Source organism: Streptodolium elevatio (genome assembly GCF_053592165.1).
Map to the genome: position 1 here is coordinate 71,042 of NZ_JBSFVE010000004.1, position 14,723 is coordinate 85,764.

Sequence of the window (14,723 nt, forward strand, 5' to 3'; positions counted from 1 at the left end):
TCCTCACGCGTCGCCGTCGACGCCGGTCCGGTGGCGGCGGAGCCTCGGGCCGCCGCCTGGTGGTTCTGGTGATGGTGCGTCAGCAGTGGGGTGCCGATGCCGGGACCCCGGTGCCGGAACTTCAGTGCCGGGACTTTGCCGCCACGACTTCGGTGCCGCGACACCGGTGTTGTGACGTCACCGCATGAGCAGGGCCCACGTGTCCTTGCCCGGTATTCCGTCGGCGTCGGCGCGGGTCCAGCCCTGCGCACGCTGGAACGCGGCCGTGGCCTGCTGGTCGGCCGTACCCCACGACGGGCCGGGCCCCTCGCGGTAGTAACTGCCGTACCCCTTGCGGACCAGTGCCTGGCCGAGCTGCGTGATGTACGCGTTGGACTTCCCGGGCCCGAAGTACTCCGCGCCCGGGAACGCGGTCGCGCCGGGAGTCGTGGGTGGCGGAGCGGGGTTGCCGCCGCCGGCTCCACCTCCCGTTCCGCCGCCGAGTCCGGCCATGAGGCGCGCCCACGTCTCGCGTCCGGGTATTCCGTCGGCGTCGGTGCCGGTCCAGCCCTGCGCACGCTGGAACGCGGACGTCGCCCGCTGGTCGGCCGTACCCCACGACGGGCCGGGCCCCTCGCGGTAGTGACTGCCGAACCCCTTGGCGACGAGGGCCTTGCCGAGTTGGGTGATGTACGCGTTGGACTTGCCCGGACCGAAGTACTGCGCGCCCGGGAACGGGGTCGTGGCGGGGGTGGTCGTACCGCCCCCGCTGCCGGTCCCGGCGTCCCCTTCGACCACGTTCTTGTAGCGGTACGCCTTGTAGCTCGACGAGTAGTTGAAGTACGCGTACGGGATGGTGCGATGCTTGGTGCCCGGCTGCGTCTGCTCGTAGCCGACGTAGCTGCCGCGCGACGCATCGGTCCACCGCTCGAAGATGACGACGTGCGAACCGCGCACCGGGTTGGCCGCGTTGTGGAAGAGCAGGATGTCGCCCGGCTTGAGGTCGCCCTTGGCGATGGGCGCGGCGTAGTCGGCGAGGTTGCCGGTCCACGCGTTCTCGGCGAGCCCCCAGGCCATCGAGACAAATCCGGAGCAGTCGGTGCGGTAGCCCCCGCGGTAGGCGGACTGGCTGTACGGCACGGCCACGTCGGACCACGATTGGGCCCGCTCGATTATCTGCTCGCGCGTCACGGTCGCGAGGCCGGTGCGGGCGGGCGTGGCGAGGACGGGGGCGACGCTCTTGCCGCCCGAGGAGCCGAGGCGCAGTGGGCCGGGCTCGCCCTGCGGTGAGTCGTAGGTGCCCTCCCAGACGGCCGGGTCGGGTGCGTGCGGGGGGAGTTGCTCCTGGTCGACGAGCGTGTCGGCGAGGGGCTGGCGGGGTCCCTGGTCGTCGAGGCTCTTGTCCGGGTCGAGGGCGCGAGCGGCGGCGGGTGCGACGCCTGCCGCGACGAAGCCGGCGGTGACGACGGTCGCGGCGGTGCGACGCGCGCGACGCGCCGGACTGCCGCCGGAGCGCAGGGCCATGGCCTCCTGCCGACGCGTCGCGACACACGCAAGGCACGTGCAGGACGGGTCGGCGATATCGTCGAATACGGGGGCTTCCATGCGCACCTGCCTCGCCGTTGTACCAGTGACTTGGATGATCAACACGATTGAACACCATTAATCACACAAGTCACGCCCATTCGTACTAATTCGGACATCAATTGACCCGGGCCCGGTAAACCTTGAATCACCCGAACAGCCCTACGTACCACGGGTGGAGGGGCAGCGAAGGGGCTCAAGCGGCACACACGGGGAACGAGTCATCGCGGTACGGGTGACGGGCGTGGCGCCGTGCCGTCGAGGTATCCACTCGTACGCCCGCCCGGCTCGGCCGTCGCTCGCCACCGAAAGAAGCTCCGGTGGACGAGAGCCTGGCAACGCGGTCCGCAAAGCGCCGTCAAAGCACGCGCAGGCCCGTGCCTGAGGGGCTGGTGACAGTTCGTCAGGCACGGCATACTGCGCCCGATGTCACCTGCGGGGAGGGGCACAGAATGCACACGCGCGACTGGATCGACGCGGAGACGTACCACCGCGACATCGTGCCCGGGCTGCTCGCCGGCGAGCGGGGACTGCTCGCCGCGACCGGCCTCGCGGGGCTGCGCCCGCTGACGCTGGTGGTCGGCGAGGCGGCGTGGACGTACCGTGCGGTGGACGGACGTCTGCGGGTCGATCCCGCGGCGGAGGCCGGCGCCGCCGACGCCTGCACCTGCCTGATGTCACCCGGCGCGTGGACCGACTTCGTCACCCAGATGCGCACCGGAGCGGCGCTGGCCATCGCGGGCGAGGTCGCGGTCCGGGACGGAACCGTCCTCGACCTGTTCGCCTGGGAGCCCGCGCTGCGCGCGCTCTACATGGGCGTCCCGATCTACCAGCCCACCGGCGCCCCGCCCACCGACGCCGCCGGGCGACCGGTCGACCTGGAACGCGCCTGGACGCTCGCCGACTCGGACGCCGACCTGGCCGCGTTCTTCGACGCGACCGGTGTGATGCGGGTACGCGGAGTCTTCACCGCCGACGAGGTCGCCGCCTTCAACGCCGAGGTCGACCGGCTCGCGGCGGACGCCCGCGTCGGCGACGACCGGTCGTGGTGGGCCGCCACCGAGGACGGCGAGGACGTCCTGTGCCGCCTGGTCTACGCGAGCGAACGCTCACCGCTGATCGCGGAACTCGCGCGGGATCCGCGCATGCTGCGCCTGTCGTCGCTGCTGCACGACGACCTCGCGGCGTCCACCGACCGCATGGAGGGCGTGGGCGTGCTGCTCAAGCCGCCGGGGCGGCTCAAGGGGCTGGCGAACATCCCGTGGCACACGGACTGCGGGCTCGGCGGCCACCACATCATGTGCCCGTCGGTGGCGATCGGCGTGCAGCTGACCGGGTCGTCGCCGGAGACCGGGTGCCTGGAGGCGGTCGCGGGCACGCACGGGAAGACCTGCCCGCCGCCGGACCAGGGGGACCTGGCGGACCTGCCGTACATGCTGATCCCGACGGATCCGGGCGACGTCACCGTGCACATCGCCGACGTCTTGCACGCGTCGCCGGCCCCGACCGGGGTCGGCGGGCGGCGCACGATGTACGTGACGTACCACCCGCCGTCCCTCTTCGAGAACGTCGGACCCGGGCTCGCGGTCAACGACCTGATCCGCAGCCGCAGCGCGGACCAACTGGACGCGGGCCTCGGCCGCTGAGCACCGCGGCCGCGGTCGGTTCGCGAGCCGCGGTCAGTTCTTGAGCAGCTCCGGGTGGAACTTCTCGACCATGCGGCGCATGCCGTCCTTCCAGTGCACGTCGGTCGTGCCGATGATCTCGTGCATGCGGGTGACGTCGAGTGCGACGCTGCTGATGGTCTGGTCAGTCTCCTCGAACTCCGGCTGAAGGCCGGTCAGTTCACCGAGGTAGGCGCACCACTCCTCGATGCTGACCGCCTCGCTGCCGCCCCAGTTGACCACCGTCGCGGGCGTGGACGCCGCGGCGAGCAGCTTGGGCAGCGAGGCGACGATGTCCTCTTCGTGGATGGGGTGGTACACGCTCGGGGTGTCGCTGTGCACCTGGACCGGCGCTCCCGCGATCATCATCTCGAGGTGGATGGCCGGCCAGCCGCCGTTCTCGCCGTACGGGACGCTCAGGCGCGCGATGGTCGTCGGCAGCTGGTACTTGGCCGCCCCCCAGCGCGCCGCGCCTTCCGCGGCGATCTTGCAGATGCTGTACGTCTCCAGGAACGACCACACGCGGTGGTTGTCGCCCAGCGCGTCCGACTCCTTGAACGTGCGGTGCCCGTTGGGCTGGTAGACCGCCGTCGACGAGCAGTGCAGGAACGCGCGCGCACCGCGCAGGTGGTCCATGAGCCAGAGCACGCCGCCGGCGTTGCCGTCCAGGTCGGCGCCCCAGTCACCGCTCTTCGCGACCGCGAAGTTGACCACGTAGTCGGCGTCGGCGGGCAGGGCCGCGACGTCGCCGGCGGCCAGGTCGATCTTGACGCAGTTGACTCCGGCGGCCTCCAGGCGCGCGCGGGACTCGTCGTCGTTGAAGCGCGCCGCGCCGTACACCTCGTTGTCGCGTGCGAGGAGCTTGGCGACCGGCTCGGCCACCTGGCCGGTGACCCCGGTGACGACGATCTTGGAGCCTTCGAGTGCCATGCCAAGCCCTCCTGCGCAACAACTACGGGTATTGGGCCGCAACGTAGCGCAGACACTTGACCGGGGCAATGATCAGGAACACGCGTAGGATGCGCCCTCGTCGCACGCGGATTCCCGTACGCTACAGCCCGCTTCCGGCCCCTTCAGGCCGCTTCACTTCAGCCGGCTTCGGCGGCGCGCTCGCGCGGGTCGTCGGCGGCCAGCGCCTCGTCGAGGTCGGGATGCACGTCGAACAGCCTCCGCAGGCCGAGCGCCGTGAACACGCGGTTCACGTGGTGCTCGCCGCTCTCCGGCATCACCAGCCGCAATTGGCCCGAGCACGAGCGCAGCAACCGCCTGGCCCCCACCAGTGCGCCGATCCCGGTCGAGTCGCAGAAGACAACCTCGGTGAGTTCCAGGATCAGGTGGTGGCGCCCCTGGGCCACCGCCCGTCTCACGTGTTCCCCCAGCTCCGGGACGACGGCGAAGTCGACCTCCCCGGCGACGAAAAGCACGGTCCAGCCTTGGCGGTCCTCGGTGGTCACCTGAAGGTTCACTCGCGGGCGCTCCCTGGTCGGCAGGCGGGCACCGCCCGTGCGGACCGCTTCCAAGGCCGCGCGGCGCGGGGCCGGGCGGGAGACCCGGCCGCGATCCACCGTAGTCCTCAGTGGATGACGTGGCGTAGGCGGCACGGTCACGCCACGGTCTCGTTTGTTGGCCGAGTTTGTCACCGCGGCAATGCAAATGCGGGTGTCGCCAAGCAATGTGACGTGGAGTCAGGATACGTCGCACCCTGCCCTGCCCGGCGTGTCGCGTGGCCGCGCGTGGCCCGGATCCGAGCGGCCCGGATGACCGCGACCGGCCCCGGCCGCACGGTCGGCGGACGGCGAATCAGGCGCCCCGCAGCCGCAATTCCGGCAAATCGGCCACCACCGTGCAGGAGCCCGGCGCGATCTCGGTGAACCCCGCGTCGCGGACCAGCGGCAGCCCGGAGTCGGTGAGCGCCGGCCACGTCGTGACGGGAGCGCTACGCACCGCGAGGCGGAAGCCGTCCGCCGCCCAGCGCTTGCGGGCCTCGGCGTCCAGTCGCATCCAGGCCAACTGCGCACCGTGACCGGCCTGTGCCATCGCCTTTCCGGCGCTCATCTCGAGGCCCGGGTTGAACCACAGCACCGGAATCCCGCGGGCGGGGGCGGGCGGCGGCTCCGGGTCGTCGAGTTCGGTGCCGGAGACCTGGAGCCGGGCGAGTTCCTTGGGCCACGCGTCGAGCGGAACGGGCGGGAAGACGCGTACCTCGGCGCCTTCGTGCTCCAGCGTGATGCCGTCCAGCGCGGAGGCGCGCCGCCATTCGGCTCCGCGCGCCCGGCGTACCACCTTGCGGATGCGGCCGTCGGTCCACTCCGTGACGCGCTCGGCCCACTCCCCCTCGGTAGACCGCTCGTCGGCGAGGAAGGCCAGCACGCCGCGGGCGGCGGCCTCCAGGGCGGCGGTACGCGTCGGCGGGGCCTCGCGCTCGATGCGCACCACGAGGGGTAGGACGAACTGCGGGACGGTGTCCCTGTCAACGGCTGGACTCACCCCATGATCATGCCGCACCGGGAACTACGACGGGCGCAGGCCCGGTCGCGTCGCGAGCGGGCGCGCCGCCACCGGTCCGCCTGACCGCCACCGGTACCGTCCCGGCCCGACCGCGGTCGACTCACACTGGAGGGACGAGCACGAAGTACCGTTCGGCGACACTCCGGTCACCCGCGACGGCCAGACGGTCCAGGGGCACCCTGCCCCACAGGTACAGCATCAAGTCCGAGGCGTAGCCGCGTAGTTCCACGTCCGCCGCGGCCGCTTCGCCCGCCTTCCCTCCTCGGGCGGGGTACTCGACATCCGCGCCCGAGAACCGCACCGTCCACGACTCCGGACCGTCCGTCGCGGCCAAGCGGTACGTCTCGCCCGCCCCCTCCGGCGCGGGCAGCCTCTCGCGCCGCCCCCGGGCCATGACCTCAAAGGTCTGCGCCACCGCGTCGCATGCCAACGACCGGTCCATCGGACCCGGCTCACCGACCGAGAGTTCGGCGTCCCAGCGGTGCACGGCGGCCTCGATGGCCTGCATGCGCAGCCAGAAGCCCGCGCTCTGCTCGGGAGCCCATGTCCAGACCCGCGTCGCCGGGTCGGTCTCCGCGAACCTGTCGCCCAACAGCCGCGCGCCGTCGGCGAACCACTCGACCAGCGCGGTCGGGACCGGCCCCGCCGTCGGCCCGCCGCCGGGTTCCGGCCACCCCTGCCGCTCGGCCGGGAGCCCGAAACCCGGATCGGTGCCCTGCGGCGGGTCGGTCAGCCGGGTGCGCAGCACCGCTTCCACCACGCGGTGCACCTGGCCCAGGTGCAGGACCAGATCCGAGACCGTCCACCCCGGGCAGGAGGGCACCGGCGGTGCCTCCGGCTCGGCCGCCGCCTGCCGTACCGCCGCCTCGAACAGGGCGACTTCGTCCCGGAACCGCGCCACCAGGTCCATGGACGGCAGCGTGCCACGCGACGGCGGGTACGGCCGGGCGCCACGCCCGCAAGACGGGTGGGACGATGTCGGCCACGGAGTCGAAGCGGCGGCTCGGGTCGGTGCGGCTCGGGTCGGTGCGGTTCGGGTCGGTGCGGTTCGGGTCGGTGCGGTTCGGGTCGGGTTCGGTTCGGGAAGCGCATCAGCCACTGTGTCGGGCATCCGGGCATCAGGGCCGCGAGCGGCGCATCTCCGGGCTCCATAGGCGGTCAGGTACGCCGCGACCCCGGTGCCCGCCCCTCCCCCGGCGCCCCCACGTACGCCTGGGCGATGTCGAGCCATCGGTCGGCATCCGGCCCGTCGGCCGTCAGCGCCGTGTCCTGCCGGTGTACGCGGCGGGTCGCGAGGAGGGCGAAGTCGTAGCCCGGCCCGGTGACCTTCTGCGGTGCGTCCGGCGGCCCGAACTCCCAGCTGCCGCCGTCCGGGCCGACCAACTCGACGCGGAACTCCACGTCGGGGGCGGCGAGTCCGTGGGTGGCGAACGCGTGGTCACGGGCGTGGACGCCGAGGCGCACGATGTGGCGTACGCGCGCCGTCGGTTCGCGTCGTACGCCCAGTGCGTCCGCGACGTCGCCGCCGTGCGCCCAGGTCTCCATGAGACGGCCGGTCGCGATCCCCGCGGGGCTCATGGGCGGGCCGAACCACGGGAACCGGGTGCCCGGCGGATGGCCCTGGAGCGCCGCGACCACACCCTCGCGACCGGCGCGCCAGCGGTCCAGCAGTTCCGCGCCCTTCTCCTCGTCGCGCCGACCCGACATGCCGTCGAGCCCGGTCGCCAGCGCAGCGACCACGGCCGGCACCGCCGCCCGGAAGGCATCGGGGTCACGTGCCGCCATGATCGCCATCTCGTCGGTCGAGGCCAGATGGCCGATCTGGTCGGCGATCGTCCACCCCGGAGCGGAGGTGGGCAACGACCACTGCCCGTCGTCCAGATCCGCGACCAGGGCGAAGAGCGCATCGCCTTCGGTGCGCAAGTCCTCGAATACGTCGGTGCCTTCATTGGATGCCACGCGCGTGCCTCCTCAGACCGGACGTGCACTTCCCTGACAAAGTCAAGCATGCCGCAACCCCATCCCAGACCGACAGCTCCACCGACGGCCCCCTCGGCCCGACCGCCGAGCCCGGGCCTCGGCGTCCGGCCTCTGCCCCTGCCCCTGCCCCTGCCGGTAGCGTCCCGCCGCTCCCGGCCTCTCTGCCAGACCCGATCCTGCGCGGGTTCCATGCCTCCGCCACAAGCGTTCGCCCCGTTCCCCTGCGCTCCCCGCGGTCGCTTTCAACCCCACTGACCTGCACGGCACTTCGCATCGCCATCGGTGACCGGTACGGTCCCCGGATGAATTTCGAGCCTCGCCCGATGAAATCGGCCGTCGACCAACTCGACGAAGCGTTGAATCCGCCCGACGTCGCCAAGGTCGCCGTCGCCGTCAACGCGCTTCTCACCGCGCTGCCGCTCACCGACCGCGACGACGCCGCCGCGGCGGTCCCGCGGCTGACCGGATTCCTGCCGCACGTGCCGATGGTTCACGAAGGCTTGCTCTCGGTGATCATCGGGGCCTGCGTGGAACTCGGCGCGGACCCCGCCGCCTGCGCGCCGGACATCCTCGACCGGGCACGCGACAACCTGCGCAGGGCCGCCGACTTCCCGGCGGCGTGGTCCGCGGCAGGCGGTGGCGCGCTGCCCGTTCCGGCGTCCGTCGACATCCCGGCCGAGGTCATCGATCGGGTGGGCGGGGCCGACGCGGGCGAGGACGTCCTGCTGAGCCTCATCGCCTGGTGGCAGGTCCAGCAGTGGGAGTTGGCCACTGTGGCGATGCTCTCGCACCGCCCGGTGCGCGACGAACTCACCGCGCGTGCGCAGTTCCGGGCCGAGGCCGAGCGGGTCGCCCTCGTGTGGCACAGCGGGCTCGTGTCGCTGCGCCACATCGTCCGCATGGTCGACGACGAACCGATCCTCGTGCTGCACCGCCCGACCGGCAGCGCGTACCGCATGCGGATGGGCGGGCTGGGCTGCAACCGCCAACTGTCCACACTGCTCGCCGACATCCTCGTCGGCGGCGGCCACCTGCCCGGCACCGCTCCCGACCCGGCAGCCGTCAGCCTGGCGCGGAACGGGCCGTACGGCCCCGGCACCGCTCCCCCGACCGTCTCCGCCTAGGCCGAGTTCGCACTCGCGAACGCCGACGGCACCGCGGTGCTGCTCGACGGCTGCCCCGACGACATCGAATTCGTCGGCGGCACACGGCTCGTGGTGCTCGACCCGCCGCGCGAACGGTACGCGTGGAACGCCGGGCGCCTCTTCGCCCGCGTCGCCGGCGAACTGACCCTGGAGGGCGTGCTGCCCGAAGACCAGGCCCGCGCCTGGTTCGCCGAGATCGCCCCACCCTCTCGGTGACGCCTCGGTGACGCCTTCATGGCGACGTCACGACGCCGTACGGCGCTGTCCCGGCGGCTCGGTCCGTACTCCCGCGCGCATTCGGGTGATTGCGGGGCGTGCGCAGTGGGCAGGCCCTTGATCGCCGGGCCGCAGAAGGGCCGGCGGGCACCAAGCAGGTGCCCGAGACGTGATCGAAGGGGACCGGTCGATGGCGACAGGCACCGTGAAGTGGTTCAACGCGGAGAAGGGCTTCGGCTTCATCAGCCAGGACGGCGGCGGAGCCGACGTGTTCGTGCACTACTCCGCGATCAACGCCACCGGCTACCGCGAACTCCAGGAGAACCAGCGCGTCTCCTTCGACATCGCCCAGGGGGCCAAGGGGCCCCAGGCCGAGAACGTCACCGCCGCGTAGCGGCACCGCTTGCGAGAGGCGGTCCCTGTCGTGTGGGGAAGCACGCAGGGGCCGCACCCGCCTTGAACCGGCTTTGTGGGCCGCTCAGTTGTCGCGCAGGAAGCGGGCCATCGTGGCGAGCGCACGTGTCGACTCCGGCAGGTCGGGGAACACCGTGGGCCACACATGCTGCATGCCGGCGACGAAGTGGGCCTCGACGCTGACCCTGGCCGCGGCGGCCCTCTGGGCGAACTGCGTCGCGTCGTCCAGCAGCACTTCCGAGCCGCCCGCGAAGAGCAGCGTCGCAGGCAGGCCCGCGAGATCCGCCAGGACCGGGGACACCAGGGGATCGCGCGGGTCGTGGCCCTGGAGGTAGAGATCCGAACCGGTGCGAGCCGCCTCCAGGCCGAAGAGCTGGTCCGTCGCGCCACTGCGCGCATACGCTCCCGACTCGAAGGTCTGGTCGAGCCACGGAGAGAGCAGCATCAGCGCGACCGGCGCCGGCCGTCCGGCGTCCCGGATCGCCAGGGCAAGGGCCGCCGCGAGGCCACCCCCCGCCGAGTCGCCGCCGACGGTGACCGGGCCGAACGCGGTAAGCACGGCGTCGTACGCGGACGCGGCGTCGCGCAGCGCGCCCGGGAACGGCGCCTCCGGCGAGAGCCGGTAGTCGACCAGCACAATGCGCGCATCGGCGGCCGCGGCCAACCGGGACGCGAAGCCGGTCCACCCCGCCGCCTCGCCCAGCCGATAACCGCCGCCGTGCAGGTAGAAGACGGTGCGCACCGGATCGGGCACGGCGACGACGAGCGAGGGCACGCCCCCGAAAGCCTCCTGGGACACCGTGGTGCCCGGCTCGACCTGCTGCGGGATCGCGGAGATCGCCTTGCGGCGCTCGGCGAGGTCGTCGGGCGCCGGCCGTCCCGCGCGCTCCCCCGGCAGGTTCCATGCGTCGAGCCCCATGAGGCGGCCTCCCTTGCGTCCGCAGCCCGCGTCGTGCGGCCTGCCGTGCCTGCGGTGACCCCGTGATCACCGGCTTGCATCGCATCGTGGCACGGATGGCGCAAGGTTTTGAGGGGCGGGGGCCAGGGTGTGGAAGAGCCGGGTCGTGGTCGCCGAGCTGTGGACAACGCGCTGGTGGCCAGGGTCGGTGCAGATACCCTGCCCGGCCGACCGGGCTCACAGCCGCCGTGCCGACGATTCGTCAGGGCGCGCTGCGACGGTTCGGCGGGGGTTCGCCGGTCAGCAACTCCCGGGTCTCGGTGTCCGCGGTATCCGTGATATCCGCGGCGTCCGCTTCGGCGCTGTCGGATTCGCCCCCCGGACGTGCGCCCCTGGCATCTGACGCCCGAGGGCCCGAGTCGTCGGCCGTCTCGGTGTCGCCCCGACCGACCGCCCGGTCCACCGCGGCGGATCCGTCGGTGGCGAGACGGCGTTCGTCGCGGGCTGCCGCCTGCTTCTCGGCCGGGGTCGATCCGGGATACCCGGAGCCCGCCACATCGGCGCGGGCCTCGGCAGGCAGGGCGGAGCCGTCCGACACCACCGCATCCTGGGTGCTTTCGGCGTCGCGCCCGGCGTTTTGCCCGGCGTTCTCCTCGGACACGTCGTCGTGGTCGTGGCGGCGGCGGATCATCTGCGGCGCTCCCTCGGACGGTTCCCGCGGCTCCTGGCGACGGGTACGACGCTCTCTCGGACGCTGCGCGGCTACCCGCACGCCCGCAGCCCATGCCCGCGCGGCGGCGGCAAACGCACACGGCCTGACGACCGGCGGGGTGGCCGCAATGCGCGAACCAAGGAGGACGCAGCCGACGACGGAAGTCCGGCTACGCGGCGGGGCCAGGGGCGGAACCGCCGCCGGACCCACCGTCGAGCCCGCCCTCGGACCTGCCCTCGGGCCTGCCCTCTGACCCGCCGCCTGACCCGCCGCCGGACCCGCCGTCGGACCCGCCGTCCGCAGTGTCGGCGGGACGCGGCTCCAGAACCACCACCGCGGTCTCCGAAGGCCGTCGCGCCGCGAAGGTGTCGAGGTGTTCGGTGACCTCACGCCAGCGCGACCACAGCCGTTCCCGTTCGTCGCCGGTGGCTGCGCGGGCGCGTACGAGCCGCGTCCCGTCCACGAGTTCGAGGGTCGCGTCGGGATCCGCAAGCAGGTTGAGCCACCAGGCGGGCTCGGCCGCGCCCCAGCCGTTCATGGCCAGGGTGACCAGGTTCGGGCCGTCCTCGAAGTACCCGACGATGACGCTGCGCTGCCGTCCGGTACGCCGCCCGGTGGTGGTCAGCCGCAGGGTGCCCCACTTGTCGGCCTCGTCGTCCGGTCGCCACAAGCCGATGCGGCCGCGGAAGACCCGGTATAGGCCGCGGTGCACGTACCACGCCGTCCGGATGAACCAACGCGGCGGCAAACGCGGGGACTTCGGCTTCTTCTCGGACGACATCGCGCACTCCTCACGCCGTGCCTGCTCCGGCTACGGACAGGACAGTAGCCCCCGGCGCCCGCCCCCGCGGCCGTATCCGCAGCCCCGGCCGACCGGCGTTCGGCGTTCGGCGTTCGGCGTTCGGCGTTCGGCGTTCGGCGTTCGGCCGACAGCGTCAGCGGTCGCCTGCGCGGGCTGCCACGCCGTCGACCACCAGCGCCGTCAGGGTGTCCACGAAGCCCTCCGGAATGTCGATGTCGTAGTGCGCCACCGCACGCGTGAAGACCGCACCGAGGACCGCGTCGAACAGGACGTCCGCGTCGGCGTCCGCACGCACCGCCCCCCGCTCGCACGCCGCCCGCACCAGCGCGCGGAACTGCTCGCGCACCCGGTTCTCCAGCCCGTCGATCACCTCTGCGCGCAACTTCGGGTCCTGGCTGAGGTCGGTGAGCAGGCCGGGCAGTGCGGCGCGGGCCTCCGGGCGGGCGTACGACGCGACCGTGTCCGTGATCATCCGCCGCACGTCCGCCGCGAAGTCCCCGGTGTCCGGGATCAGCACGGCGGAGTCGCTGCGCGCCGGGAAGACCGCCTCGTGCACCAGCTGCGGTTTGGACGACCAGCGCCGGTAGATGGTCGGCCGGGTCACTCCCGCGCGGCGCGCGACGGTCTCGAAGCTGAGCCGCCCGTACCCCTCCTCCGCCAGCAGTTCGCGCACGGCGGTCAGGATCGCGGCGTCGATCTGCGGGTCGCGGGGGCGGCCGCCGACCGGGCGGCGCGCTGCGGAGGTGGGGGTCGGCACGGTCCGGGATTCTTCCAGCGCGGTGGTTCCCTTGACTAGTTCACCTAGTTAAATTACAACCTGCATCATAACTACCTGAGCATTTCCGACAGCAAGGAGACGGCCGTGGCCGATCTGCTGGTACGTGGAGGAACCGTCGTCGACGGCACGGGCGCACCCGCCGTCCGCGCCGACGTCCGCATCACCGACGGCGTCATCGCCGAGGTCGGCCCCGACCTGGAGCCGCGCGGCGAGCGCGAGATCGACGCGACCGGGGCGTACGTCTCCCCCGGCTTCATCGAGGCCCACACCCACGTCGACGGCGCGATGTGGTGGAACCCCGACCTCGACCCGCTGCCCGCGTACGGCACGACCACCGTCGTCTTCGGCAACTGCGGCATGTCCGTGGCCCCGCTGCAGAAGGAGGCGCGCGGCCCGGTCCTCGACCTCTTCACCTTCCTCGAGGACCTGCCGCTGGACGCCTTCACCACCCACGTGCCGTGGACCTGGGAGCGCTGGCCCGAGTACCGCCGCGCGTGCGAGGACCAGAAGACGACCGTCAACGTCGCCGGCTTCGTGGGCCACCTCACCCTGCGTACGACCGTCATGGGCGCCGAGGCCGCGTGGGAGCGCGCCGCGACGCCCGAGGAGATCGCCGAGATGGCCGCGCTCCTCGACGAGTCCCTCGCACACGGGGCCATCGGCATGTCGACGAACGTCTTCGACAAGGACCGCTACCTCAAGCTCGTGCCGACGCGGCTCGCCGAGGACGCCGAGTTCGAGGCGCTCGTGGACGTGCTCGCGAAGCACCCGGGCGCCACGCTCCAGATGATCACCCGCTTCAACGAGCCCGAGAACATCGACGCCGACGTCGAGCGCTTCGCGAACATCTGCGGCCCGCGCGGCGTGCGCGGACAGTGGACGGCCATCCCGTCGACGGTGCGTGAGGACTACCTGCGCGAGCAGACCATCGCGCTGCACCGCCGCATCCGGGAGAGCGGGGTCGACTTCTGGCCGAACGTCCCGCACAAACCCCTTGAGCCGTTCTTCAACTTCGAGCGCGCGCTGACCTTCCAGCGCGTCGCGGCGTGGAACGAGTGGATCAACGGGCCGGCCGAGACCAAGCTCGACATACTGGCCGACCCTGAGTGGCGGGCCCGCGCCCGCGAGGACTACGACAACAGGGTCAGCTCGTCCACCTCGCGCCTGGACCGTCCCGAGTCGCTGGTCTTCGCGATCTCCGAGACCGGCGCCGGCCCGCTGGACATCTCGTGGCGGGCGTACGCCGAGCAGGAGGGCAAGCACCTCTCCGACGCCCTCGCCGACTGGATCCTGGCGAACGGCATCAAGTCCTGCATGAAGGGCATCCCGGACGACTTCGACGAGCCGGTCATCGCGGACCTCTTCAAAGAGCCGCACACGCTGACCAACATCAACGACTCCGGGGCACACCTCCAACTCTTCTGCGGCTCCGGCGAGAACGTCTACCTGCTGACGCGCTTCGTCCGCGACACGGGCCTGCTGAGCGTCGAGGAGGCGGTGCACAACCTGACCGGCAAGCTGGCCGGCTTCTTCGGCCTCGGCGACCGCGGCGTCATCGCCCCGGGCAAGGCGGGCGACCTCGCGGTGTTCGCGCTCGACGAGATCGAGGTGCGCCCCGAGGTGAAGCTGTACGACAACCCGGACGGCTCGTGGCGCTTCAGCCGCGGCAACTCCGGGGTGCGCGCCACCGTCGTCGGCGGCGTCCCGACCGTCCTGGCCGCCGAGCCGACCGGGGCCCGCCCGGGCACGATGATCGGCCGCAGCAACTGAGCGGCGGCAACCGACCGGCGAGACCGACCGACAGGGCTGACCGACAAGGCTGACCGACAGCGCCGACCGGAGCGTTGCGCTCCGAACAAACGACGCGAATCGAATACGCACACCTCACGGCCCCTTTACCCGGCCGGGGGGATCCTTGAGGCACGGCACCGACGCCGGGCCGGGCACCGCCCGGCCCGGCGTTTGTCACGTACGTGTCACAAAACCTACAAGCGATGCCCGTTCGACCCCGATTCGGCTCTTCAGAGGCCTGTTCAGGAGGGA

Annotated in this window: 15 protein-coding genes; 5 read left to right on the forward strand and 10 right to left on the reverse strand. The window is 72.1% G+C overall.

From position 1 onward, the window contains the following. Positions 1–177: 177 nt before the first annotated feature. Positions 178–1,584, reverse strand: a complete 1,407-nt coding sequence (locus ACWD12_RS10015) for a peptidoglycan-binding protein (RefSeq protein ID WP_450099114.1) — start codon at positions 1,582–1,584, stop codon at positions 178–180. 431 nt (positions 1,585–2,015) lie between these two features. On the opposite strand from ACWD12_RS10015, the gene ACWD12_RS10020 reads away from it, so the two are divergent. Then, positions 2,016–3,209 (forward strand): phytanoyl-CoA dioxygenase family protein, encoded by a 1,194-nt coding sequence (locus ACWD12_RS10020; protein ID WP_450099115.1) that lies wholly within the window; start codon positions 2,016–2,018, stop codon positions 3,207–3,209. A 33-nt stretch (positions 3,210–3,242) separates the two neighbouring features. On the opposite strand, the gene ACWD12_RS10025 is transcribed toward ACWD12_RS10020, so the two are convergent. The 5 genes from ACWD12_RS10025 to ACWD12_RS10045 all read right to left on the reverse strand — a co-directional run bounded on the left by ACWD12_RS10025 (position 3,243) and on the right by ACWD12_RS10045 (position 7,694). Then, complete coding sequence (locus tag ACWD12_RS10025; RefSeq protein ID WP_450099116.1) at positions 3,243–4,157, reverse strand: NAD-dependent epimerase/dehydratase family protein; 915 nt, start codon at positions 4,155–4,157, stop codon at positions 3,243–3,245. 158 nt (positions 4,158–4,315) lie between these two features. After that, complete coding sequence (locus tag ACWD12_RS10030; protein WP_358356019.1) at positions 4,316–4,693, reverse strand: STAS domain-containing protein; 378 nt, start codon at positions 4,691–4,693, stop codon at positions 4,316–4,318. Between the two features lie 334 nt (positions 4,694–5,027). After that, entirely contained in the window at positions 5,028–5,714 is a 687-nt protein-coding gene (locus ACWD12_RS10035; protein ID WP_450099117.1) for a peptidyl-tRNA hydrolase, read from the reverse strand. Between the two features lie 121 nt (positions 5,715–5,835). Continuing rightward, complete coding sequence (locus ACWD12_RS10040) at positions 5,836–6,645, reverse strand: maleylpyruvate isomerase family mycothiol-dependent enzyme (RefSeq protein WP_450099118.1); 810 nt, start codon at positions 6,643–6,645, stop codon at positions 5,836–5,838. A gap of 248 nt (positions 6,646–6,893) precedes the next feature. After that, positions 6,894–7,694, reverse strand: coding sequence for a TIGR03084 family metal-binding protein (locus tag ACWD12_RS10045; protein WP_450099119.1), 801 nt, complete (start codon positions 7,692–7,694; stop codon positions 6,894–6,896). 344 nt (positions 7,695–8,038) lie between these two features. Between ACWD12_RS10045 and ACWD12_RS10050 the strand changes: the two genes are divergently transcribed. The 3 genes from ACWD12_RS10050 to ACWD12_RS10060 all read left to right on the forward strand — a co-directional run bounded on the left by ACWD12_RS10050 (position 8,039) and on the right by ACWD12_RS10060 (position 9,470). Next, complete coding sequence (locus ACWD12_RS10050) at positions 8,039–8,839, forward strand: hypothetical protein (protein ID WP_450099120.1); 801 nt, start codon at positions 8,039–8,041, stop codon at positions 8,837–8,839. A gap of 36 nt (positions 8,840–8,875) precedes the next feature. Next, positions 8,876–9,076, forward strand: a complete 201-nt coding sequence (locus ACWD12_RS10055; RefSeq protein ID WP_450099121.1) for a hypothetical protein — start codon at positions 8,876–8,878, stop codon at positions 9,074–9,076. A gap of 190 nt (positions 9,077–9,266) precedes the next feature. Beyond that, positions 9,267–9,470, forward strand: a complete 204-nt coding sequence (locus ACWD12_RS10060) for a cold-shock protein (RefSeq protein ID WP_358356028.1) — start codon at positions 9,267–9,269, stop codon at positions 9,468–9,470. 84 nt (positions 9,471–9,554) lie between these two features. Here ACWD12_RS10060 and ACWD12_RS10065 read toward each other — a convergent pair whose 3' ends face one another. The 4 genes from ACWD12_RS10065 to ACWD12_RS10080 form a co-directional block, all read right to left on the reverse strand. Continuing rightward, entirely contained in the window at positions 9,555–10,409 is an 855-nt protein-coding gene (locus ACWD12_RS10065) for an alpha/beta hydrolase fold domain-containing protein (protein ID WP_450099122.1), read from the reverse strand. A 241-nt stretch (positions 10,410–10,650) separates the two neighbouring features. Continuing rightward, positions 10,651–11,079: a hypothetical protein gene (locus tag ACWD12_RS10070; RefSeq protein ID WP_450099123.1), complete on the reverse strand. Its 429-nt coding sequence runs from the start codon at positions 11,077–11,079 to the stop codon at positions 10,651–10,653. A gap of 190 nt (positions 11,080–11,269) precedes the next feature. Next, positions 11,270–11,881 (reverse strand): nitroreductase/quinone reductase family protein, encoded by a 612-nt coding sequence (locus ACWD12_RS10075; protein ID WP_450099124.1) that lies wholly within the window; start codon positions 11,879–11,881, stop codon positions 11,270–11,272. 154 nt (positions 11,882–12,035) lie between these two features. Continuing rightward, positions 12,036–12,659 (reverse strand): TetR/AcrR family transcriptional regulator, encoded by a 624-nt coding sequence (locus tag ACWD12_RS10080; RefSeq protein WP_450099125.1) that lies wholly within the window; start codon positions 12,657–12,659, stop codon positions 12,036–12,038. Between the two features lie 105 nt (positions 12,660–12,764). Between ACWD12_RS10080 and ACWD12_RS10085 the strand changes: the two genes are divergently transcribed. Further along, a complete protein-coding gene (locus ACWD12_RS10085) occupies positions 12,765–14,450 on the forward strand; it encodes an N-acyl-D-amino-acid deacylase family protein (protein WP_450099126.1) in 1,686 nt (561 codons plus the stop codon). Positions 14,451–14,723 lie beyond the last annotated feature (273 nt).